Source organism: Vibrio sp. RM-69-4 (assembly GCF_024743775.1).
In the GTDB taxonomy this organism is placed as follows: domain Bacteria; phylum Pseudomonadota; class Gammaproteobacteria; order Enterobacterales; family Vibrionaceae; genus Vibrio; species Vibrio anguillarum.
On sequence record NZ_JAMQXI010000036.1, the window covers coordinates 186,310 to 206,316 of the forward strand.

Below are 20,007 nucleotides of genomic sequence, written 5' to 3' on the forward strand. Positions count from 1 at the left end.
AATCCCTCGAGATAATCGAGGGATTTTTTATTAACCAGATATGGAGTAGGGATTGCTCTGGACGTATACCATTCCTACTTGAAGCTGCGCGGTGTTGGATACATTCGTTTACCTGCAACTTAAAGTCATTTTTATATATCAGGAATATTTTGAACGAGTGACCAGACTCGGCATTGAATTTGACCAGTGTCCCATCAATAAACACAGCAAGAAATAAAGTGTTGTTGCGGGAGCTTGAAGTGGGAAATCAACACTCATGTGTATCAACATACCAATAATAGCCATCATGGATGATAATCCGATGCCTTTCATCAATCTATTTCTGCGGTTTTTAAACGCATAAAATGCGCGTTGGGCGGCGACTAAGATCATTACACCTAATATCGAAACCATGACAAGGCCTGATTCTAAGGTGAATTGGATGTAGTCATTATGAGCATGATCGTAAAACAGTTTTACTTTTCCTTGATTGTAGGAAGGAAAAGTGGAGTAGAAAGTACCAGCCCCAAAGCCAGTCAGAGGCCTTTCTTGTATTGCAACTAGGGAATATCTGACAACATCATCTCTTGATTCACTTTCCAAGCTAGTTTCAATAAGACGTTGTTTGACTTTCTCCAATCCAAACCATTGGCTCACGATGAACGTATCAATGATGAATAAACTGATTATAAGCACATAAACACTTTTGGGTTTCGGTTTGTAAAACAATAGCAACAGCACACAACCTACGGTTAAGGCGATAAAGAAAGCCATATTTCCCATTCTTGAGCGTGTTAAGACTAATGCAATCACCATGATCACGAGCCCTAAACGTACAAAGGCTTTATCAGACAGCAACACGGCTAAAAACTGTTTAGTGATATTTCTAAATCCGGTTTTGTGTGAGCTATCGAGTTTTGCAATTAATAAGCCAAATCCAATGCAGAGATTCAGCATCAAGAAGTTTGCCAGATGATTATGATAGACAAAGCTTCCGGAGGCTCTATTTCCTAGTGGCAGCTTGAAAATTATCGAATGATCTAGGTTGAGTAGCAAAATCACGCCAGCGTAAAAGCCTTGGCAAATTCCACTGCTAACCATGACTACTGCGAGAAGTTTTAATTTTTTAGGTGTATCGATGAGGACAAGAGCAATAAGACAAAACTGGAAATAGTGGAGCGATTTGATTGCAGAGACAAAGACTAAACTAGGATCCTGAGTTATACCAAGTTGTGGAATACTTTGGATGAATGACCAGCAAGTGATAAGTGCGATGGGAATGATGACTAATTTTCCCCTTATCAGACAGTTTTTCCAATGCTCAAAAGAGTAGTTGAATAAACAGGCAATAAGCAGCAATGCAATCCAGATTTCATTGAATGACCATGCTAATGGGCGATTACTACCTAAAGGTATGGGCAGCCAAAATACAAAAATGAGAAATATTGGGAAAATGGATTTTTCTATTAGACGCATACTATTAATATCAATTAAGAAGGGCAGGAATATACCTGCCCTAAACTGGATGAAAGCATCGAATTAAACGATCAGTTTGGTGAAGCGGTACCACCACCACTGCCATTGCCGGTTCCAAGTGTAGTGGTGTTACCTGGCACCGTTGCGACTGGAGGTAAGCCACCAGGTAAAGCCGATGGAGTACCTGCCGCTGTCGGTTCAGTAATGGTCGCTGGGTCAGCGCCACCGGAGATTGCAGCAACAATCACATCAGTTGAGTCCATTAAATCCATTGCAATAACAGCATCAACGATAGCTTGAGCTGACTCTGGTGATTTAGTGACAGCAAGCTGAATGACTTCAGAACGCATCTCTTGAGGTGCATTTTTAACGAGTATTGCAGTCAAAGCTGCGACTTGGTCACTCGATATATGGTCAAATACTGTATTGAAGATATCGAGTGCTAGTTGTGGGTGTAGAGTAGACGCTAGGTCCGCCATTTCTAGTGCCATGCTTGGGCATAGTTTCATTAAAGCTTGCAGAGAAATAATGGCATCGTCTGCTTGTTCTAGGCTGGCTCTTATTGTGTCTGTGGCCACTTTATGGTTTTTATAAAGTGAACAAGTAATTTCAGTTTCGGCATATAACCTTGAACTGGCCAGCAAAGCTGAAATAGCAATCCAAAATATCCATAGTGATTTTTTCATTGGTAAGTCCTAAAAGCCTACGATTTACTGTTGCGATGATTATAAGTGAAGTAGTACATCCAGTGATATCGTACTTCTGTTAATAAGGGTTCGATTCTCATTCTTAAGGCGTTTTTATGCGCGAGGTTGTCTTAGTTTGGAGCATAAGTTTGAAGATTGAAGTCTGCTAGTAACGTAATAGATTATTGAGGCCATTGTTATACCAAGTAAGCTTGCCCCTAAATCGAGCAAAGAGAATGATCGTGAACGCGATAACATTTGTAAACTTTCATCAATTACGCAACAGGTCGAGACGATAACTATGGCGAGAAAGATGCTTTGTATAGGGGAAAGAGTGGCGGAAATTACTCGAATAAAAACCAAGGTAATGAATAGCGCAAGTGTAAAGTGGAGATAAATATCACCGCCGAGTGATTTTTCCAAAAACATCGGTATCTCAGCATGAATATTCAGTGTTTTTGCCAGTGATAGCGAAGCCGTACCAAAAGAAAGCAAGGCTAACATGAACAAGGCGATAGGCCGGTTTATTGAATAATGTTTTATCATCGAGATCACTCTAGCGCTCTCTTGCAGAGACTATTTTTCTCAGTATAACGTTGAGGGTTATAAATAATAGCTGCACAGGTAAATTTTAAGAGACCGTTTGATTTTAGATATTGGTAGGCTTCTCCTCGGCTTTGAGGATGAGCTAATGCTCTTGCGGCGTGATCAATAATGATAGTTCGCTGCGGCGCTGAAAAAATAGACCAATAGTTTAGGCCAATCTGGGAAAGTGTGTTGTTCACTTTGGGTGTAAAAGGCCCATATCTGTCGGCTTGTGCAAAATAGAGAGCAATATTTTCCCCTTTCAACTGAGTTTCAATCACCAATAAATCAGCCCATGTGTCTGACCAAGTGGGTCTCAATAATGCACTTTCCAAGTAGGCCTTTTTTGCATTGAGCAAGCGGCTCTCTTTATCTACATCATCGCCCAAATAGGCTTCCCACTCATAGACCTTACCCAGTAAATTGTGGTAATGAGGATGGTCTCTGTGGTGTTGTAGGGCCTTTAGTATCATGAGTTTTGTCTCATTCACTTGCTCTAAAGTTACACCATCACTGTGCTTTGTCCAGTAGTCGATATTTCTTTCTGTTGCTAGCGCGTAAATGGACGCCGTCAAAAAATGAAATGCGAAATAGAGAGTAACGAGTGCAGTTAGCCCAATGCTCAAACGCAAAACATGGGCTAAAAAAGGGTGATTCACGACCTTCATGGTTATTTTTCTGGGCCGTAATAGGATTGATATTGATGATAACCGCTATAATTAGAGGCTTTTTTGGTGTTCAGTTTGTTCAATATGACGCCATCAATTCTCGCTCCTTGCTGCGTTAAGCGTCCAACCACATCTCTAGCTACTTTAGTGCGTGTGTGTGGAGCATTGATCACGAGTATGGTCGAGTCCACGTACTGCGACAGCATAAATGCATCACTAACGGCTAAACATGGAGGTGTATCAATCACAATTCTGCTATAGCGTGTCTTTAGCTCTTCGAGTAGTGAGGCAAACTTAGGCGAGGAGATAAGTTCAAGAGGATTGTCTGTCACGACTCCTGCTGCCAAAACATCAAGCCCTGATTCTTCATCGGTATAGAGACACTCTTCTATGGTATGCGTACCTATGAGCAAGTTGCTCATTCCTGGCTGTGAACCAGAGATGCCAAAACGGTGTGCAACCGACGGTTTTCTCAAATCGCAGTCAATCAGCAGTGTTTTTTCCATTTGTGCCAGTGAAAAAGCCAAATTGATACTCGAGGTTGTTTTTCCTTCCTCAGGTAGTGAAGAAGTAACCATTACCACATGATGATCTTTGTTGGTGTTGGCAAGTAAATAACCAGTCCGAACGGTTCTAATCGCTTCTGTGAGCTCTCGGTGTTTCGAATCAAAATAGGTTTTTAGCGTTAGGGGGCCTCGAGTTTTAATTGCCGGTATAATACCGAGCAAGCTTAGTGATAACTGTTTTTCGACCTGTTTTACATCAAGGAATGTATCGTTTACCGCATCAGCAATGAAAGCAACAACACATGCCAAACCAAACGAAGCGACGAACGCTAATAATACAATCAGTTTACGGTTCGGTTTACTTGGGGTGAGGGGCGGATTGGCAAAATCGGTAAAACGAGCAATCGTAGCATTAAAGTCGCTCGATGCACTGGTCTCTTTTTGACGACTTAAAAAGAGATCAAACAGCTCTCGGTTTGTTTGGACTTCGCGCTTTAGCTCTGAATATCGTGCATTTTTTACGGAGAGGCTTTGAAACTCTGATTTGCGTTTCTCAAGTTCCCTGTGTAAAGAACTCTCTGCTTGCTTAGCAGCCTGTAACTCATTGTTGATCCCGTTTAGTAGCTGTTTTAGTTCGGAATTTAAATTGCGTTTAACAGAGGCTAGTTCGGCTTGAGCTGATTTTAGCTTTGGGTGTTTGTCACCATAACGTTTTGATAGTTCCGAGACTTTCTTTTCAGCTTGCACTTCAGCCAATTTGACATCTCGTATCGTCGGGTGGTTAGAGATCTCTGGGATAGATGCAAGGGCAGAGAGGTCACCATCTTGACGGCTGTACGTTTGAGCGACCAAATAAAGAGTTTCAGCTGCAACGCGTCTGTCTCTCGTTTTATTCAATTGAGAGGTCAGTTCTTCAAGTTCTTGAGATGCTAGGCTTTCAACGCCTTGGATATCAACTAGCCCTTCAGATTTTAAAAATGTTTGTAGTTGAGCTTCTGACTTTTTTAGTTGTTCGCGCAAATCACCCATGCGGTTGTTGAGCCAGCTATTCGCCTTCAGTTCAACTTGAAGTTTGTCTTCGATATGACTATCCATAAAGACGTTACCAATCTCATTGGCAATTTGAGCCGATAATTTAGGGTCTTTACTGGTGTAGAAAATATTCACTAGTTGAGTTTTTCTTATTGGGCTAACTTCTAGCCCACGCTTAAACTTAGCCAGAACCAATCGGCTAGTTCGATAGTTTTGGTCTTCCTGTGATATTTCCGCTGGCTCTTTCTTGAACGATTTTAGAACAGGAAACCATTCTAATACATCGAATTTAAACCCAGTTTTTTGATTATGTTCTACAGTAGGGTCAAATTCTGGGTGGCTGGCAAGGTTAAGGCGTTTAATGACTTCCTCTGCGACTCGGTCTGATTTCAAGATCTCTATTTGAGTCAAATAGTATTCTTGGCTTTTGGTATCTAAACCATAGATGTCTTCAATCGAAACGGCTTTTGCTTGTTTTGATTCGATGATCAGTGAGGCGCGAGCGGTATATTGCGAAGGAATCGATAATGCAATCAATACGGCAATGGCGGTGACCATTGTAGAAAAAAGTAGAATACGCCATTTATAGTTGAGAAGAACATGAAAATACTGACGAATATCAATAACTTCATCTGAGTTCAAGTGATTTTTAATTAAAGAGTTTTCCATACAACTAAGTTACCTAAAAAAAGCTTTCTTCTACGGTGAGAATGTCACCAGGCTGAATTTTATGAAGCAATGTTACTTTTACTGGCTTGGCCTCAGGAGCATCACTTGATGATATATAGATCTTAGTTTTAGACGCTCGCTCAGTGAATCCACCCGCAATCGTAATGGCTTTGTTTACGGTTAACCCCGGATGATACGGATAACTCCCGGATATTTTCACTTGTCCGTTGATAAAATAGGGACGATATTCGACTATGCTGACAAAAACATTGGGGTTAACCAGATACCCATCGATTAAACCATTGTGGATAGCAGTTTTTACTTCCTCAATTGTTTTTCCTTTCAGTTTAATTCGTCCCAAAAAAGGGTAATCAATGTTACCACTGTCACCCACACGCGTTTCAATAGATAACTCTGGTTCATCATAAACTTGAATCCGAATTTGATCCCCAACGCCTAACTTATAAAAACTCTCATTGGCCAATGTTGACCAGGAAAGACAACTCAATAGAATGACTAAGAAGTACTTCATCGTAAGTTACATCACACCTTCAATAGCAAAGTAATAAACATTTTGATCGTAGCTTAACGAACTGATGCTGGAATCTCTCGATTCAAGTTGGTAGCCGACTTTGAATGTTAACCAACGACGAAAATCGTAGCTTAATGAAAGTGTTACCTTACTGGTGTCATCGTCGCGAGCAGTGCTGGTGTAATTCTCGCTTAATAGAGAATAATCGACGTTAGAAGAGATGATGTCACTCCAATTGTGTGTCCAATTTGCGTTATACACTTTGGTATCGATTGAATCACCTGTACCGTCAGTATCGGTTGATTTACGATTTGTTTTCAACTGCACTGCAGAGTATGTGCGGATGAGATAAGTGACATCAATATCCCATGAAAAAGAGTCGAAATCTTCTCTAGAAGAGGATTCAAAATCTTTATGTTGCATACCGACCTTGGCATTTCCCTGCAGTTTCCCTGTTGCGTCCCACGAGGTACCAACATATCCCATATAATGGGTGCTGTCTTTGAGAGTTGAGCCTGGGGCTATATCACTATAATGCCTATCATTAACGATAATTTGGAAAACCAACGATGTTTTTGGCAGCGCTTTATAGTATAGAGAGCTGTTGAATCGTAATTCATCCCAATTTTGGTATTGAGTAATATTTTGGTTGTTTTTATAGTCCAAATTGCCCCAACCAAGGTTGGTTTCTATTCGGCCTTTGGCGTCTTCACCACCAAAACCGTAACCGAGGTTGACGTTATTGGTGTTGTATTCGTTGTACGACAAATTGAGTGTCGTATCGTTATCACCACGCTGTTCATGAGTTAATGCAAGAGCATAGCTGAAGTCAACTCGATGCTTGGAATTGAGCTCCCAGTCACTGGCTAAATCAAAGAAATGGTCAGTGTAGTTATCTTTGCTAGAGCTGAAAAAATCGCCTCTTTGTAGTCGATAACCTACGCGATGTTTCTGGCCACTTGTCGGCTCTATTGCTAAACCGATACCTGGTTCGAACACTGAATATTGGGAATGTTCGAGATCTTGTGACGCTTTTGCTAAGTTGTCGTTATAACCCGTTGATAAGTTTAAAAACGGTACAATAGCAATCCCTGACTCAGTCATAATTGGGTTGGGTTGCGGTTTTGCTTGTACGGCTGATAACGCAAAAAAAGCCAAACCAAAGGACGCGATTCTATTTAAATTAGTTGTTTTCATATGAGTATGCTTTATCCATTCTAGTAAGCATTCTTGCCTACAAATCCTTTAAATACGGTAAGAAATACGATTTTGATGTCGAACCACAACGACCATCTGTGTATATAGTCCAAATCAAATTGGACACGTTTTTCCATTTTATCTAGCGTATCGGTTTCACCACGCCAGCCATTAATTTGTGCCCAGCCAGTAATTCCTGGTTTTACTTTATGTCTCAGCATGTAGCGGTTAACGATCGTTCGATACTCTTCGTTGTGCGCTACGGCATGAGGGCGAGGGCCGACAATAGACATTCGACCTTGAAGCACATTAATAAACTGTGGTAGCTCATCTAGTGACGTCTTCCGAATAAACGCACCAAAAGGAGTCACTCGGGGATCATTTTTTGTTGCTTGTGTCACTTTGTTCCCATTGTCCATGGCACGCATGCTTCTGAATTTCCATACTTTGATAGACTTTCCATCCAGCCCATAACGCATCTGTTTGAAAATAATAGGGCCGGGCGAGCTGAGTTTTACGCCTACTGCAACCGCAATAAGGACAGGACTGATTAAAATCAAGATAAGACTACTTAAGACTAAATCTTCAAAACGTTTTAGCCACGTACCTAACCCATTGAACGGTGTATCAAAAATACTAAAAGCATTAACATCGCCGATGGTATACCAACGCGAATGCAGTAAATTGAAGGTGAAAAAATCCGGCACAATATAGGTATTCACTGTGCTATCCGAAAAGGCCTCTAGAATCTTGCTGATTCGATGCTGGGCTTGCATTGGTAGTGCTATGTACACACTTTTTACTTCACCGTTTTTGGCAAGTGTTAATGCATCATTAACTTTACCGAGCACTGGAATATCGCTTGCGATACGTTCATCACCCCTATCATCGTAAAAGCCCGTCAGTTTAATACCTAACTCAGGGTTATTGATGAGATTTTTCGATAGTTCCAGACCCTGCGGTGTCATGCCGATAATGACCGCTTTAGTGGTGTGATAACCTTTTTTGTGTAGATAGTAAATGACTGTAAATGCGACGAAGCGCCAAAGCAGTAATAAAATAAATGATCCGACAAACCAAAAACCTAAAATTAAACGTGAGAAATCGCTTCCAGTTTTTGTGAAATAACCAACTAAAGTTAAGCAGCCAACAGTTGAAGCCCAACAAAAAGCAGTGTGTAGAGTTAAAACTCTAAGTTTTGTGGTTCGCCAACCGCTGTATATATCAAGGCTTTCAGCAATAAATGAATAAAAAATAACCCCTAAAAGTCCCACAGATATATAAGACATAGTAACGATATGTGAGTGAAACTTTAGTGTAATATACATTGTGATCAGTATTACTAAGCAATCTATCAGGCGGTAGAAAAATTTACCTTGATAGTTAGAAATACGGATCCTTCCTCTTTCACCCATTGTAGAAGCTCCTAACCGCTCAATTATTAAGGTAACGAATAATAATTATTTTTTAGCAGTGCATTCTCATATTAAGCTCCGACGACTTCAACTGATCAGGTGCATCAAAAATAAGACGTGATGTGTGATATATGGAATGGGTGACTGTATTTTGGGTTTTTCAATTTGAGATAGAGTACGGAGAGTCGGATAAGATGATGTAATCACTTGCTATTACTGCATTAGCTTAATTTGGTCACCTTGTTAGAGGACCTCTATATAAGAGCCAGCTAATGTTTAAATAAAAATAATGGGGGGCATTTACGGTGTAAGAATTAAGGCTAAATTTGGTTGTGTTTTTATCTCTTCTTAATCTTATGGGTATTGCGACAGCTTAAGGGTAAGTCACGCTATATCGTGTGGGTTTATGATTCATTGCTAATACAAGGTTAAGTGAGACAGCCCCGAGCACAGACAGTGTGGCAATGGAAAACGAAACAAAAAAGGCAGAAGCAGCTAAAATTGAGCAATCTATAATCAACTGACTTTTGCCAACAGGGATCCCAAATTTATCTTGAATAAACAAACACAAGACATTAAAGCCACCCAAACTGGAACGGTGACGAAAGAGAATTAACATGCCAAGACCCATTAATAATCCCCCGGCAATGGCGCAGTAAATTTCATTGACCATTTCCAAAGAAATTACCAAATAAAGATGGTCTGCAAAAATAGAGACTAATGCGCCGGATAGCGCGCTGTTGATGGCAAAGCGATGACCGAATCGTTTCCAAGCCAAAATGTAAAAAGGGGTGTTAGCCAAAAAATAAATGCTACCAAATGAGGCTGGGACTAACTGGCTGATCAGCAGTGCTAAACCAGCGGTTCCACCTGTTAGTAAATGAGCGGACTGGAGAAAGAAGACGCCTTGTGCGACCAAAAAGGTTCCCGTTAAAATGGCAACCCAATCTTCTTTACGTGTGTGTGTTCGCATCGATAAATAATTTTAATAGCTAAGAATGGCGAGCATAGTAAAGAAAAAGTAATATTTTCGGTAGATAGAGAGTGAAAATTGAGGTAAACCTATGTAATTGCAGCTTTACAAGGTGTAAAGCAGAATGGTTGACATACTAACTCATCATTATCCAACTTACTGTTTAGCATGAGTTACCTCACTATCCATTATGAAAAAACTGCATGATGATTTCTGTAATTTGTTCTTTATGACCCAGATCAAATTATGTAGAATGTGCGCCATATTACGGTGACGAAAACGTTTGCTTTTAGTCGTTGTGTGGTTTTTTTGAAACTTTCAGTAAAATCTGAGTCAGGAGATACAGATGCTTAAGCGTGATATGAACATCGCAGATTACGATGCGGACCTGTTCGCAGCTATTCAAGAAGAGACTCTTCGTCAGGAAGAACACATTGAACTTATCGCTTCGGAAAACTACACAAGCCCACGTGTAATGGAAGCGCAAGGTTCACAGCTCACCAATAAATACGCTGAAGGTTACCCAGGTAAACGCTATTACGGTGGTTGTGAGTTTGTCGATAAAGTAGAAACACTGGCGATTGAACGTGCGTGTGAACTGTTTGGTGCAGACTATGCGAACGTGCAGCCGCATTCAGGCTCACAAGCAAACAACGCGGTTTATATGGCTTTGCTTAACGCAGGTGATACCGTATTAGGAATGAGCTTGGCACACGGTGGCCATTTGACTCACGGTTCTCCTGTCAACTTTTCTGGTAAGCTGTACAACATCATTCCTTATGGCATTGATGCAAAAGGTCAAATTAACTACGAAGAGATGGAAGCATTAGCGGTTGAGCATCAGCCAAAAATGATCATCGGTGGGTTCTCTGCTTATTCACAAGTTTGCGACTGGAAAAGAATGCGTGAAATTGCTGATAAAGTGGGCGCTTACTTGTTCGTTGATATGGCGCATGTAGCTGGTTTGATTGCGGCGGGTGTTTACCCTAACCCAGTTCCTCATGCCCACGTAGTGACGACCACTACCCACAAAACACTGGCAGGTCCTCGTGGTGGCCTTATTCTTTCGAATGCAGGTGAAGACTTATATAAGAAGCTTAACTCAGCCGTATTCCCTGGTGGTCAAGGTGGTCCTTTAATGCACGTTATCGCAGGTAAAGCGGTTGCGTTCAAAGAAGCTCTAGAACCAGAGTTCAAAGAGTATCAAAAACGCGTAGTCGCCAATGCGAAAGCGATGGTGGCCGAGTTTTTGGCTCGTGGTTACAACATTGTTTCAGGTTCCACAGAAAATCACCTGTTCCTTGTCGATTTGATCGATAAAAATATTACAGGTAAAGATGCTGATGCGGCATTGGGTGCGGCTAACATTACAGTGAACAAAAACTCTGTACCGAATGATCCGCGTAGCCCATTTGTGACCTCTGGCATCCGCGTGGGTTCTCCATCAATTACTCGCCGTGGTTTTACTGAATCTGATGCGAAAGCACTAGCTGGATGGATGTGTGATATTTTGGACAACATGGGTGATGAATCTGTGATTCAAGCAACGAAGGCAAAAGTGTTAGAAATTTGTAAGCGTTTGCCTGTATACGCGTAGTTTTACGCACAATAAAATAAAAGCTCCTAATATTCAGGAGCTTTTTTATTTGGTCATTATTTATTTTATTGAGCACCAATAAGAAGAGTGGCCTCTCGCTGTTGAATGTGCTCTGCAGTACTATTTTGCAATGCTGAGCAATGTGCCTGACTTACATTGAAAAGAGTAATATTTAGTGCTCTCGTTAAATTTGCCTAAACCTTCACCATCACAATACTCAATATTAATATTGCGCATAGTATCAAGTGTCTTTTCGCTATTTAAGGCAAACTTAGAGCCGTCAGCGCAGACAATACGAACGCGGCCATCATCACTCACAGAGTAAATGTTGACTTCAGTATTACAAAGCTCAAAGGAGGCTTCACGATAGTTATCTTGCTGAGTATTAGACGCACAACCGGCCATTAAAGTGGCTGTAACAAGTGCTAATGTACTGATCGTTTTCATATTAATAAATCCCTAGCTTTGTTATCTATTTTCTATGTCGTTAGCCTATAGAACATAGAATCAATATTCAAGCTTCAATCATTAACCGAGCAGAGTCTCAAAAACCGATGAGTGAACATCGGCTTGATTGAACTTGTTCTGTGTGGTTATTTCACTTCTAGCCCTTTGGCTTGCATATCCGCATGATAGGAGGAACGTACGAACGGGCCACAGGCGGCGTGAGTAAATCCAAGCTCTAGTGCGATCTCTTTAAGTTCGTCAAATTCAGACGGTGGAACGTAGCGTTCAACTGGCAGGTGATGGCGACTCGGTGCTAAATATTGACCAAGAGTAAGCATTGTGACGTCGTGAGCTCGAAGATCTTTCAATACTTCCACTATCTCTTCTTTTGTTTCACCAAGCCCCATCATGATGCCTGATTTGGTAGGGATACTTGGATGTTGTTGCTTGAATTTCTTCAACAGTTCCAGTGACCATTTATAGTTTGCCCCAGGACGCGCCTTACGATATAGACGTGGTGCGGTTTCTAAGTTGTGGTTAAATACATCCGGTGGGTTATCTTTGAGTAGTTCAAGGGCGATATCCATTCGGCCACGAAAATCCGGTACTAACGTTTCGATACGGATCTCTGGGTTTAATGCTCGAATTTCACGGTTACAGTCGGCAAAATGTTGGGCACCACCATCACGTAGGTCATCACGGTCAACTGAGGTGATAACCACGTATTTCAACTTCATATCCTTAATGGTTTGCGCCAGTTTTTGTGGTTCGTTTGTCTCTGGGGCATTTGGCCGTCCATGAGCAACGTCACAAAATGGGCACCGTCTTGTACAGATGGCGCCTAAAATCATAAAGGTGGCGGTTCCGTGGTTAAAGCATTCTGCTAGGTTAGGGCAAGACGCTTCTTCACACACCGAATGGAGATTATTTTTACGCATTGCTGATTTGATCTCTTGGATGCGTTGGCTATCACTCGGCAGCTTAATTTTCATCCACTCGGGCTTACGCAAAACTTCTTTTTGTTCGGCGGCTGGCATATTTTTTACAGGAATTAATGCCATCTTATCAGCGTCGCGGTATTTAACGCCTTTTTCCATTTGGATCGGTTTGCTCATGCTTTTTACCTTTGAAGAGGTGCTTCTGTGCTGAATTCTACTTGCTCGTAAGCCAATATGTTAACGAGTTCTATTATAAGTTGTTTTTCTACGGTTTGTAGTTCTGTCGGGCCGCCCAGTTCACTGACTTGGGCCATTTCTAAACCCTGATAGCCACAAGGGTTAATGCGTAGGAAAGGGGAGAGATCCATGTTGACGTTTAGCGCTAAACCATGAAACGAACAACCTTTACGGATCCGTAACCCAAGAGAGCAGATTTTTTTCCCTTTGACATAGACACCAGGGGCATCTGGTCTTGCGGCTGAGTCAATACGGTATGCTTGCAAGGTATTGATCACGATCTGTTCAATTTTGGTCACTAACTCTCTTACACCTAATTTTTTGCGGCGCAAATCGATCAAGAAATAAGCCACCAGTTGGCCTGGACCATGGTAGGTAACTTGGCCGCCTCGGTCACTTTGTACCACTGGAATATCGCCAGTATTGAGAAGATGCTCAGCTTTACCTGCTTGGCCTTGGGTAAAAACTGGTTGATGCTCGACAAGCCAAACCTGATCCGGTGTGCTTTCGATTCTTGTATCGGTAAATTCATGCATAGCTTCCCATACAGGAAGGTATTCTTGGCGACCCAGACGTTTTACAACAAGCGAATTTAACATCAGCGTGACTCATCTACCGTATAAATAAAGTTTTTGGATTATAAACTTCTTCCAGCGAATGGACTACTAATGAGGACGATAAATTTGTCCTTAGTGTGATGGGGTATATGCTAGCTATATGATTTATATTAAAAAAGCAGCCTAAGCTGCTTTCAAAAAAAATTGAATAAATCAAAAAATGAGAGGCTAGGCATCTCAATCACGGTTTTTGAGCTACAGAACCATACGTACGATATCGATCTCGCCTAGCTCTTTGTACAGTATTTCAACTTGTTCGATAGAGGTGGCGGTAATGTTAATCGATAAGGAGTGGTAAGTCCCTTTTGCACTGGGTTTAACTCGTGGGCTGTAATCACCTGGAGCGTGACGTTGGATAACTTCAAGAACCTTCTCTGGAAGTTCGGGCTTTGCGTGGCCCATCACCTTGTAGGTAAATGAACAAGGAAACTCGAGTAAGTCTTTGAGTTTTGCATCAGAGTTGATAGTCAGCATAATGGAAACTCCCGTTGATAATTCGATTAGCGGTGGCGAATACTACAGCGAATGTTGATGGAACTCAATAATCACAAAGCCGCGGTAAGGCGGCTTTGTTCTATCTTCTACAAGGGATATCAGAATAACCCTTTGAAAAGCAATATAATGTAGTCCCAAAGACGGCTAAATATGCTGCCTTCATCCACATTTTCTAATGCCAAAAGAGGGTATTCAGCCACGTCTTTGCCATCAAGCTGGTAGTAAAGCTTACCGACCACATCGCCTTGGCTTATTGGCGCTCTGAGCTCTTTTTCAAGAACAAAGCTTGCGCTGAGATCCTTCGCTTGACCGCGAGGGAGTGTAACGTAAGTATCTTCATTGACACCAAGCGCCACTTTATCCTTGTCACCCATCCAGATTTTTTCTTCGACGAATGTTTCACCTGCTTTGTGTGGCGCAACGGTTTCGAAGAATCTAAAGCCATAGCTCAGAAGTTTTTTACTTTCTGATTTACGAGCATTTTCATCTTTGGTCCCCATAACCACAGCAACGAGGCGCATTTTCCCTTCCGTTGCAGAGCTAACTAAACTGTACCCAGCATTACTCGTATGACCGGTTTTAATACCATCTACGTTCATACTTTTATCCCACAGCAAACCATTTCGGTTGTACTGGGTAATCCCGTTATAGGTATATTTCTGCTCTGAATAAATACGGTACTCGTTTGGTACATCACGAATCAACGCTTGACCTAGTAGCGCCATGTCATATGGAGTTGAATAGAGATTTGGGTTATCTAGACCGTGTACGTTAGCAAAGTGCGTATTGCTCATTTTTAGTGAACTTGCCCACGCATTCATTAGGTCAACAAAAGCGTCTTCTGAGCCAGCAATGTGTTCAGCCATCGCCACGCAAGCGTCATTACCAGACTGAATGATGATACCTTTGTTCAGTTCTTCTACGGTAACTGTAGTGCCGACTTCAATAAACATTTTAGAAGAATCAGGGAAGTTTTTAGCCCACGCATTTTTACTGACCACCACTTTATCTTGTGGAGAGATATTGCCACGTTTAAGTTCTTGGCCAATCACGTAGCTGGTCATCATTTTCGTCAAACTTGCAGGTGAAAGTTTGGTGTTCATCTCTTTTTCTGCCAGCACTTTACCTGAATGGTAGTCCATCAACACATAGCCTTTAGCGGCAATCTGAGGAGCATCAGGTATCACGATAGGCGCAGAAAATACTGAGCTAGTAAAGGTTGCAGAAAGCGCAATAGAAGACGCTAGAATCGGTTTTAAGAATGTGTGTTTTTTCATGAGGAATGCAAATTATCTTATTAACTGTCCATATCTTAACAGAAACGACCTATCAAACCAGAGCTTGAATCAAGATCACTGGATTTGATAAGTCACTGAGTGACGGGTTGCGCTTTGATGAAGGCGGTCTCGTAACCGAGTAATTTAACTTTTTCTAGCGTTTGTTGAGTCAGGGCATCGTCATTAAATGGCCCTAAAAATACGCGATGACTGCCATTCACACTGTCTACAAAGCTTTCAACCGTCAATGTTTGACTCAATTGTTCGGATAAAGTTCGTATTCTTTGCTCTGATTTTGCAGAGGCAACTTGGATGAGATATTGAACCTTCTTTTTCTGTGGTGACGTCGTGATGGGTTTATCGATGGTGATGACTTCGATAGCCACATTCGCAGTCCCGGTTTGAACTACACCTAATTTGTAAGCGGCAGCGTAGCTTAAATCAATAATTCGTCCCTCATGAAAGGGACCGCGATCGTTTACCCGAACGATCGCGGTTTTTTTGTTATCTAAATTCGTTACTTTAACGTAGCTGGGTAACGGCAACGTTTTATGGGCGGCCGTCATCGAATACATGTCGTAAATTTCACCGTTGGATGTCAGATGTCCATGAAACTTTTTTCCATACCACGAGGCTTGGCCTTTCTCTGTAAATCCTTTGGCCTCTTTGACAATGGTGTAGTTTATGCCTCTCAAAGTGTAATTCTTGTTGCCGCCCAAACTATAGGGTTCGTATTGCGGATGTGCATCTTCAATATGCTCAACCGAGAGTGGCGTGTTAGGGGCCACGTCGTCTGTTATTGAATAGCGGCTTGAAGAGCTACAACCGATGAGAAATAGACTCGTTAATATAAAGATAAATAGGGAGTTTCTCATGCTTAGGTTGCCTTAGAAAATGCTTTTCGGTGAGTGTGGATAGACATCAGTATGCCAAAGCCAGCCATGAGAGTGACCATGGATGTGCCACCATAGCTGATGAGAGCCAAGGGAACACCAACCACGGGTAAAATACCACTGACCATACCTATATTTACAAAAACGTAAACAAAGAAGCTGAGTACAATACTTCCAGCCATCATTCGGCCGAAAGCCGTTTGTGCGTTGCTCGCGAGGTATAGACCACGTCCGATGATAAAAAGATAAATAGCGAGTAAACACAAGATGCCAATCATGCCCCACTCTTCAGCAATGACGGCAAAAATGAAGTCGGTGTGCCGCTCAGGTAAGAATTCAAGTTGCGACTGTGTGCCGTGTAGCCATCCTTTTCCTGACAACCCACCAGACCCAATGGCTATTTTACTCTGAATGATATGATAGCCTGCACCGAGTGGATCGGATTCCGGATTGAAAAGTGTTCTGACTCGGGTTTTTTGATATTCACGCATCAGAAAGAACCAAAGCACAGGTATGAAGCCACCCAAAGCCACGGCGGCAGAAAAAATGATTCGCCAGCTTATTCCAGATAAGAAAATGACAAAAATGCCGGAGGCTGCAATCAATATTGAAGTGCCAAGATCGGGCTGCTTCGCGATTAGCACGGTAGGGATAAACACCATTAACAGCGAAACGACTAGGGTTTTAAATGTGGGTGGAAGAGAACGTTTCCCTATGTAGCGAGCGACCATGAGAGGCACTGCGAGTTTAAGCAATTCTGAGGGCTGAAAACGAACAAAGCCTAAATTTAACCAGCGCTGAGCTCCCTTGGACGATTCGCCAAAAAACAGCACGCCGAGCAACAGCAGTACGCCACAGAAAAACATAAAGGGTGCAAGAGACTCATAAGTTCTTGGGGAAATTTGAGCAAGAAAGATCATCACACCAAGAGCCAGTACCATGCGCATGGCTTGGCGATCCATCATAGTTAAGCTCTGACCGCTGGCGCTGTACATCACGACCAGCCCAAACCCCATCAATAACAAAATACCCAGCAGTAATGGCAAGTCGATGTGCAAGCGCTCAAAAAGCGCTCGATTTTGTCCTGTTGAAGGATCCAGTTCCATTATTTTTCAGCCTCTTTACCTAGAATGGCGCGGTCAAATATTTTCCTAACAACGGGTCCACCATTGCCAGAACCTCCCCCTGCGTTTTCGAGTACCAGAGTGACAATAAGCTGCGGGTCATCTACAGGCGCAAAGCCTGTGAATAGGGCATGGTCACGAAGGTGTTCGGCTAATTCATCGGCCTTATACACTTGGTTTTCTGCCAAGCCAAACACTTGCGCAGTTCCAGATTTTCCAGCGCTGACATATTTCATATTGGTAAATGAACGCCGTGCGGTTCCTTTTTTGCCGTGGTTTACAAGACGCATGCCATTGATTGCGATGTCCCAGTAGCGTTTCGGCACCCCTTCGATCGGTGGCGAAGTTTCTAATTCTGAAAGCTCTTGCCTGCTAAACTCTTCACCATTTTTGAGCGTCGAACGCAATAAATGCGGCGCAATCACTTTGCCGTGATTAACCAGCACGGAAGTCGCTTTGGCAATTTGCATCGGTGTTGATGTCCAATACCCTTGGCCAATGCCGACCGGAATCGTATCACCTTGATACCAAGGGGTTCGGTGACGTGCCATTTTCCACTCACGCGTTGGCATGTTCGCTTTGCCTTCTTCATAAATGTCTAAACCTGTATAGTCACCAAAGCCAAATTTCATCATCCAACTAGAGAGACGATCAATACCCAAGTCGTAGGCGATTTGGTAAAAGAAAGTATCGACAGACTCTTCGAGCGCCTTATTAATGTCCACTCGACCATGCCCCCAGCGCAACCAGTCTCGGAAGGGCCGCGTTTTGGAGTTTGGTATCACCCAATAACCAGGATCATTACGTGTTGTTGTTGGGGTTATAACCCCTTCTTGAAGTGCAGCGACGGCAATAAAAGGTTTAATCGTTGAGCCGGGAGGGTAAATACCAAGTGTCGCTCGATTGACTAACGGGCGGTCTGGGTCATTGAGAAGTTCGTTGTAGGCGGCGCTAGAAATACCATGTACGAATGGGTTTGGATCGTAGCTTGGACTTGATGCCATGGTAAGGACACCGTTATCTTTTGGATCGAGCACTACAATTGAACCTCGACGGCCATCCAACAACTTGTGCACATAAAGCTGCAGATCAATGTCCAAGCTTAATACAATGTCTTTCCCTGCCACAGGAGGGACGTATTTTAAGGTGCGAATGATGCGTCCTCGGCTATTGACCTCAACTTCTTGGTAGCCAGCCGTGCCGTGCAGCACATCCTCATAAAAGCGTTCAATCCCCAGTTTGCCAATATCACGAGTGGCTTGGTAATTGGCTGAGCGCTCTTCGCGTTCTAGACGTTCCATATCTCGGTCATTGATTCTGGATACATAACCGATAACATGAGTGAGAACTTCACCATAGGGGTAGTAGCGCTTTAAGCTTGCGCTTACTGATACACCGGGAAACTTGTGCTGATTGACCGAAAAAATGGCCACTTCTTCCGGTGTTAACTGTGTCAAAAGCGGCACTGAATTAAACCGGCGTGTCTGACGACGCTCTTTTTCAAAGGTGGCAATTTTTTCTGGTGAGATGGTCAGGTATTGCTGTAAGCGCGTGATCGTATCATCCATATCGCGCACTTGCTCAGGTGTGATCTCTAAGTTGAATACAGGGCGGTTTTCCGCTAGTAGCACACCATTGCGGTCATAAATTAACCCTCGATTAGGCGCAATCGGGACGATTTTGATTCGGTTATCGTTGGATCGCGTTTTGTAATCTTGATATTGGTTAATTTGAATATGGTACAAATTGGTAAGCAGAACGCCCACCAGTATGATGATCGCAATAAAAGAGACAATTGCTCGGTTGCGAAACAGCCGAGCTTCTGATTGGTAGTCACGAATTTGGCTACGCTTACGTAACATGAATAGTTATTCTCGGTGATAAGGGTGATTAGCCGTAATACTCCAAGCGCGGTACAAACTCTCTGCCATGACCACTCGAACCAAAGGGTGAGGAAGTGTCAACGGCGAAAGCGACCAGCTCTGCTCTGCGGCGGCTTTGCATGCAGGAGAAAGCCCTTCAGGGCCACCAATTAAAATCGATACATCACGGGCATCGAGCTTCCAACTTTCAAGTTGTTCCGCCAGTTGTTCGGTATCCCAACGCTTACCTGGAATATCGAGAGTAACAATTCGATTGCTTTTTGGCACGGCCGCGAGCATAGCTTCGCCTTCTTTTTGCAAAATTCTTGCAATATCCGCATTTTTGCCACGTTTGCCCGCTTGTATCTCCACTAATTCAAGCGGCATATCGTGTGGAAAACGTCGGCGGTACTCTTGAAAGCCTTCTTCTACCCATTTCGGCATTTTGGTACCAACGGCAATCAACTGAATTTTCAAAACTTAACTCCAAAGTTTTTCAAGCTGGTACAGATCACGGTGCTCTTCTTGCATAACATGCAACATGCTGCTGCCCATGTCTAGCACGACCCATTCACCTTCACTTTCGCCATCCATACCCAGTGGTTCGATGCCCACTTTTTTGACTTCAGTTGCGACATGTTCGGCAATCGAGGCTACATGTCGTTTTGATGTGCCTGTGCAAATGATCATGTAATCGGTGATGCTAGATTTTCCCTTAACATCTAAGATTTTGATATCAATGGCTTTCATATCGTCGGCTTTATCGGCAAGAAAGTCTTTCAATTCGTGGTGTTGCAAGCGT

19 protein-coding genes are annotated in these 20,007 nt (G+C 42.6%); 1 reads left to right on the top strand and 18 read right to left on the bottom strand.

The window, feature by feature from the left end:
- Positions 1-138: 138 nt before the first annotated feature.
- The 8 genes from NB504_RS05175 to NB504_RS05210 form a co-directional block, all read right to left on the bottom strand.
- A complete protein-coding gene (locus tag NB504_RS05175) occupies positions 139-1,455 on the bottom strand; it encodes an O-antigen ligase (protein WP_017048002.1) in 1,317 nt (438 codons plus the stop codon).
- 71 nt (positions 1,456-1,526) lie between these two features.
- Positions 1,527-2,141, bottom strand: coding sequence for a hypothetical protein (locus tag NB504_RS05180; RefSeq protein ID WP_013857353.1), 615 nt, complete (start codon positions 2,139-2,141; stop codon positions 1,527-1,529).
- A 551-nt stretch (positions 2,142-2,692) separates the two neighbouring features.
- Positions 2,693-3,394 (bottom strand): VpsP family polysaccharide biosynthesis protein, encoded by a 702-nt coding sequence (locus NB504_RS05185; protein ID WP_258428418.1) that lies wholly within the window; start codon positions 3,392-3,394, stop codon positions 2,693-2,695.
- 2 nt (positions 3,395-3,396) lie between these two features.
- A complete protein-coding gene (gene vpsO / locus NB504_RS05190) occupies positions 3,397-5,601 on the bottom strand; it encodes an exopolysaccharide regulatory tyrosine autokinase VpsO (protein WP_258428419.1) in 2,205 nt (734 codons plus the stop codon).
- A 13-nt stretch (positions 5,602-5,614) separates the two neighbouring features.
- Positions 5,615-6,133 carry an exopolysaccharide export protein VpsN gene (vpsN, locus tag NB504_RS05195; protein ID WP_017045832.1) on the bottom strand — a complete coding sequence of 173 codons (519 nt, stop codon included), beginning with the start codon at positions 6,131-6,133 and terminating at the stop codon, positions 5,615-5,617.
- 6 nt (positions 6,134-6,139) lie between these two features.
- Positions 6,140-7,330, bottom strand: a complete 1,191-nt coding sequence (locus NB504_RS05200) for an outer membrane beta-barrel protein (protein WP_129532335.1) — start codon at positions 7,328-7,330, stop codon at positions 6,140-6,142.
- A gap of 20 nt (positions 7,331-7,350) precedes the next feature.
- Positions 7,351-8,745, bottom strand: coding sequence for an exopolysaccharide biosynthesis glycosyltransferase VpsL (gene vpsL, locus NB504_RS05205; RefSeq protein WP_069211921.1), 1,395 nt, complete (start codon positions 8,743-8,745; stop codon positions 7,351-7,353).
- 373 nt (positions 8,746-9,118) lie between these two features.
- Positions 9,119-9,718, bottom strand: coding sequence for a YitT family protein (locus tag NB504_RS05210; RefSeq protein ID WP_017045830.1), 600 nt, complete (start codon positions 9,716-9,718; stop codon positions 9,119-9,121).
- 346 nt (positions 9,719-10,064) lie between these two features.
- On the opposite strand from NB504_RS05210, the gene glyA reads away from it, so the two are divergent.
- Positions 10,065-11,315 (top strand): serine hydroxymethyltransferase, encoded by a 1,251-nt coding sequence (gene glyA / locus NB504_RS05215; RefSeq protein ID WP_129532336.1) that lies wholly within the window; start codon positions 10,065-10,067, stop codon positions 11,313-11,315.
- Positions 11,316-11,435: 120 nt separating this feature from the next.
- Here glyA and NB504_RS05220 read toward each other — a convergent pair whose 3' ends face one another.
- The 10 genes from NB504_RS05220 to rsfS all read right to left on the bottom strand — a co-directional run bounded on the left by NB504_RS05220 (position 11,436) and on the right by rsfS (position 20,003).
- On the bottom strand, positions 11,436-11,762 hold the full coding sequence (locus tag NB504_RS05220) for a hypothetical protein (protein ID WP_013857344.1): 327 nt from the start codon (positions 11,760-11,762) through the stop codon (positions 11,436-11,438).
- 146 nt (positions 11,763-11,908) lie between these two features.
- A complete protein-coding gene (lipA, locus tag NB504_RS05225; RefSeq protein ID WP_013857343.1) occupies positions 11,909-12,877 on the bottom strand; it encodes a lipoyl synthase in 969 nt (322 codons plus the stop codon).
- A 5-nt stretch (positions 12,878-12,882) separates the two neighbouring features.
- Positions 12,883-13,536 carry a lipoyl(octanoyl) transferase LipB gene (lipB, locus tag NB504_RS05230; RefSeq protein ID WP_094124943.1) on the bottom strand — a complete coding sequence of 218 codons (654 nt, stop codon included), beginning with the start codon at positions 13,534-13,536 and terminating at the stop codon, positions 12,883-12,885.
- 213 nt (positions 13,537-13,749) lie between these two features.
- Complete coding sequence (ybeD, locus tag NB504_RS05235) at positions 13,750-14,028, bottom strand: DUF493 family protein YbeD (RefSeq protein WP_010317329.1); 279 nt, start codon at positions 14,026-14,028, stop codon at positions 13,750-13,752.
- 119 nt (positions 14,029-14,147) lie between these two features.
- On the bottom strand, positions 14,148-15,326 hold the full coding sequence (locus NB504_RS05240; protein ID WP_017045828.1) for a serine hydrolase: 1,179 nt from the start codon (positions 15,324-15,326) through the stop codon (positions 14,148-14,150).
- 92 nt (positions 15,327-15,418) lie between these two features.
- Positions 15,419-16,201: a septal ring lytic transglycosylase RlpA family protein gene (locus NB504_RS05245; RefSeq protein ID WP_017045827.1), complete on the bottom strand. Its 783-nt coding sequence runs from the start codon at positions 16,199-16,201 to the stop codon at positions 15,419-15,421.
- A gap of 2 nt (positions 16,202-16,203) precedes the next feature.
- Entirely contained in the window at positions 16,204-17,325 is a 1,122-nt protein-coding gene (gene rodA / locus NB504_RS05250) for a rod shape-determining protein RodA (RefSeq protein WP_013857338.1), read from the bottom strand.
- Complete coding sequence (gene mrdA, locus NB504_RS05255; protein ID WP_094132791.1) at positions 17,325-19,205, bottom strand: penicillin-binding protein 2; 1,881 nt, start codon at positions 19,203-19,205, stop codon at positions 17,325-17,327. Before mrdA ends, rodA begins: the two co-directional genes overlap by 1 nt.
- Positions 19,206-19,211: 6 nt before the next feature.
- Positions 19,212-19,682, bottom strand: coding sequence for a 23S rRNA (pseudouridine(1915)-N(3))-methyltransferase RlmH (gene rlmH, locus NB504_RS05260; RefSeq protein WP_013857336.1), 471 nt, complete (start codon positions 19,680-19,682; stop codon positions 19,212-19,214).
- Positions 19,683-19,685: 3 nt separating this feature from the next.
- Complete coding sequence (rsfS, locus tag NB504_RS05265) at positions 19,686-20,003, bottom strand: ribosome silencing factor (RefSeq protein ID WP_258428420.1); 318 nt, start codon at positions 20,001-20,003, stop codon at positions 19,686-19,688.
- Positions 20,004-20,007 lie beyond the last annotated feature (4 nt).

Coding starts and splice junctions, on each gene's coding strand:
- NB504_RS05175 (WP_017048002.1), bottom strand. CDS start 1,455: ATGCGTCTAATAGAAAAATCCATTTTCCCAATATTTCTCATTTTTGTA.
- NB504_RS05180 (WP_013857353.1), bottom strand. CDS start 2,141: ATGAAAAAATCACTATGGATATTTTGGATTGCTATTTCAGCTTTGCTG.
- NB504_RS05185 (WP_258428418.1), bottom strand. CDS start 3,394: ATGAAGGTCGTGAATCACCCTTTTTTAGCCCATGTTTTGCGTTTGAGC.
- vpsO (WP_258428419.1), bottom strand. CDS start 5,601: ATGGAAAACTCTTTAATTAAAAATCACTTGAACTCAGATGAAGTTATT.
- vpsN (WP_017045832.1), bottom strand. CDS start 6,133: ATGAAGTACTTCTTAGTCATTCTATTGAGTTGTCTTTCCTGGTCAACA.
- NB504_RS05200 (WP_129532335.1), bottom strand. CDS start 7,330: ATGAAAACAACTAATTTAAATAGAATCGCGTCCTTTGGTTTGGCTTTT.
- vpsL (WP_069211921.1), bottom strand. CDS start 8,745: ATGGGTGAAAGAGGAAGGATCCGTATTTCTAACTATCAAGGTAAATTT.
- NB504_RS05210 (WP_017045830.1), bottom strand. CDS start 9,718: ATGCGAACACACACACGTAAAGAAGATTGGGTTGCCATTTTAACGGGA.
- glyA (WP_129532336.1), top strand. CDS start 10,065: ATGCTTAAGCGTGATATGAACATCGCAGATTACGATGCGGACCTGTTC.
- NB504_RS05220 (WP_013857344.1), bottom strand. CDS start 11,762: ATGAAAACGATCAGTACATTAGCACTTGTTACAGCCACTTTAATGGCC.
- lipA (WP_013857343.1), bottom strand. CDS start 12,877: ATGAGCAAACCGATCCAAATGGAAAAAGGCGTTAAATACCGCGACGCT.
- lipB (WP_094124943.1), bottom strand. CDS start 13,536: ATGTTAAATTCGCTTGTTGTAAAACGTCTGGGTCGCCAAGAATACCTT.
- ybeD (WP_010317329.1), bottom strand. CDS start 14,028: ATGCTGACTATCAACTCTGATGCAAAACTCAAAGACTTACTCGAGTTT.
- NB504_RS05240 (WP_017045828.1), bottom strand. CDS start 15,326: ATGAAAAAACACACATTCTTAAAACCGATTCTAGCGTCTTCTATTGCG.
- NB504_RS05245 (WP_017045827.1), bottom strand. CDS start 16,201: ATGAGAAACTCCCTATTTATCTTTATATTAACGAGTCTATTTCTCATC.
- rodA (WP_013857338.1), bottom strand. CDS start 17,325: ATGGAACTGGATCCTTCAACAGGACAAAATCGAGCGCTTTTTGAGCGC.
- mrdA (WP_094132791.1), bottom strand. CDS start 19,205: ATGTTACGTAAGCGTAGCCAAATTCGTGACTACCAATCAGAAGCTCGG.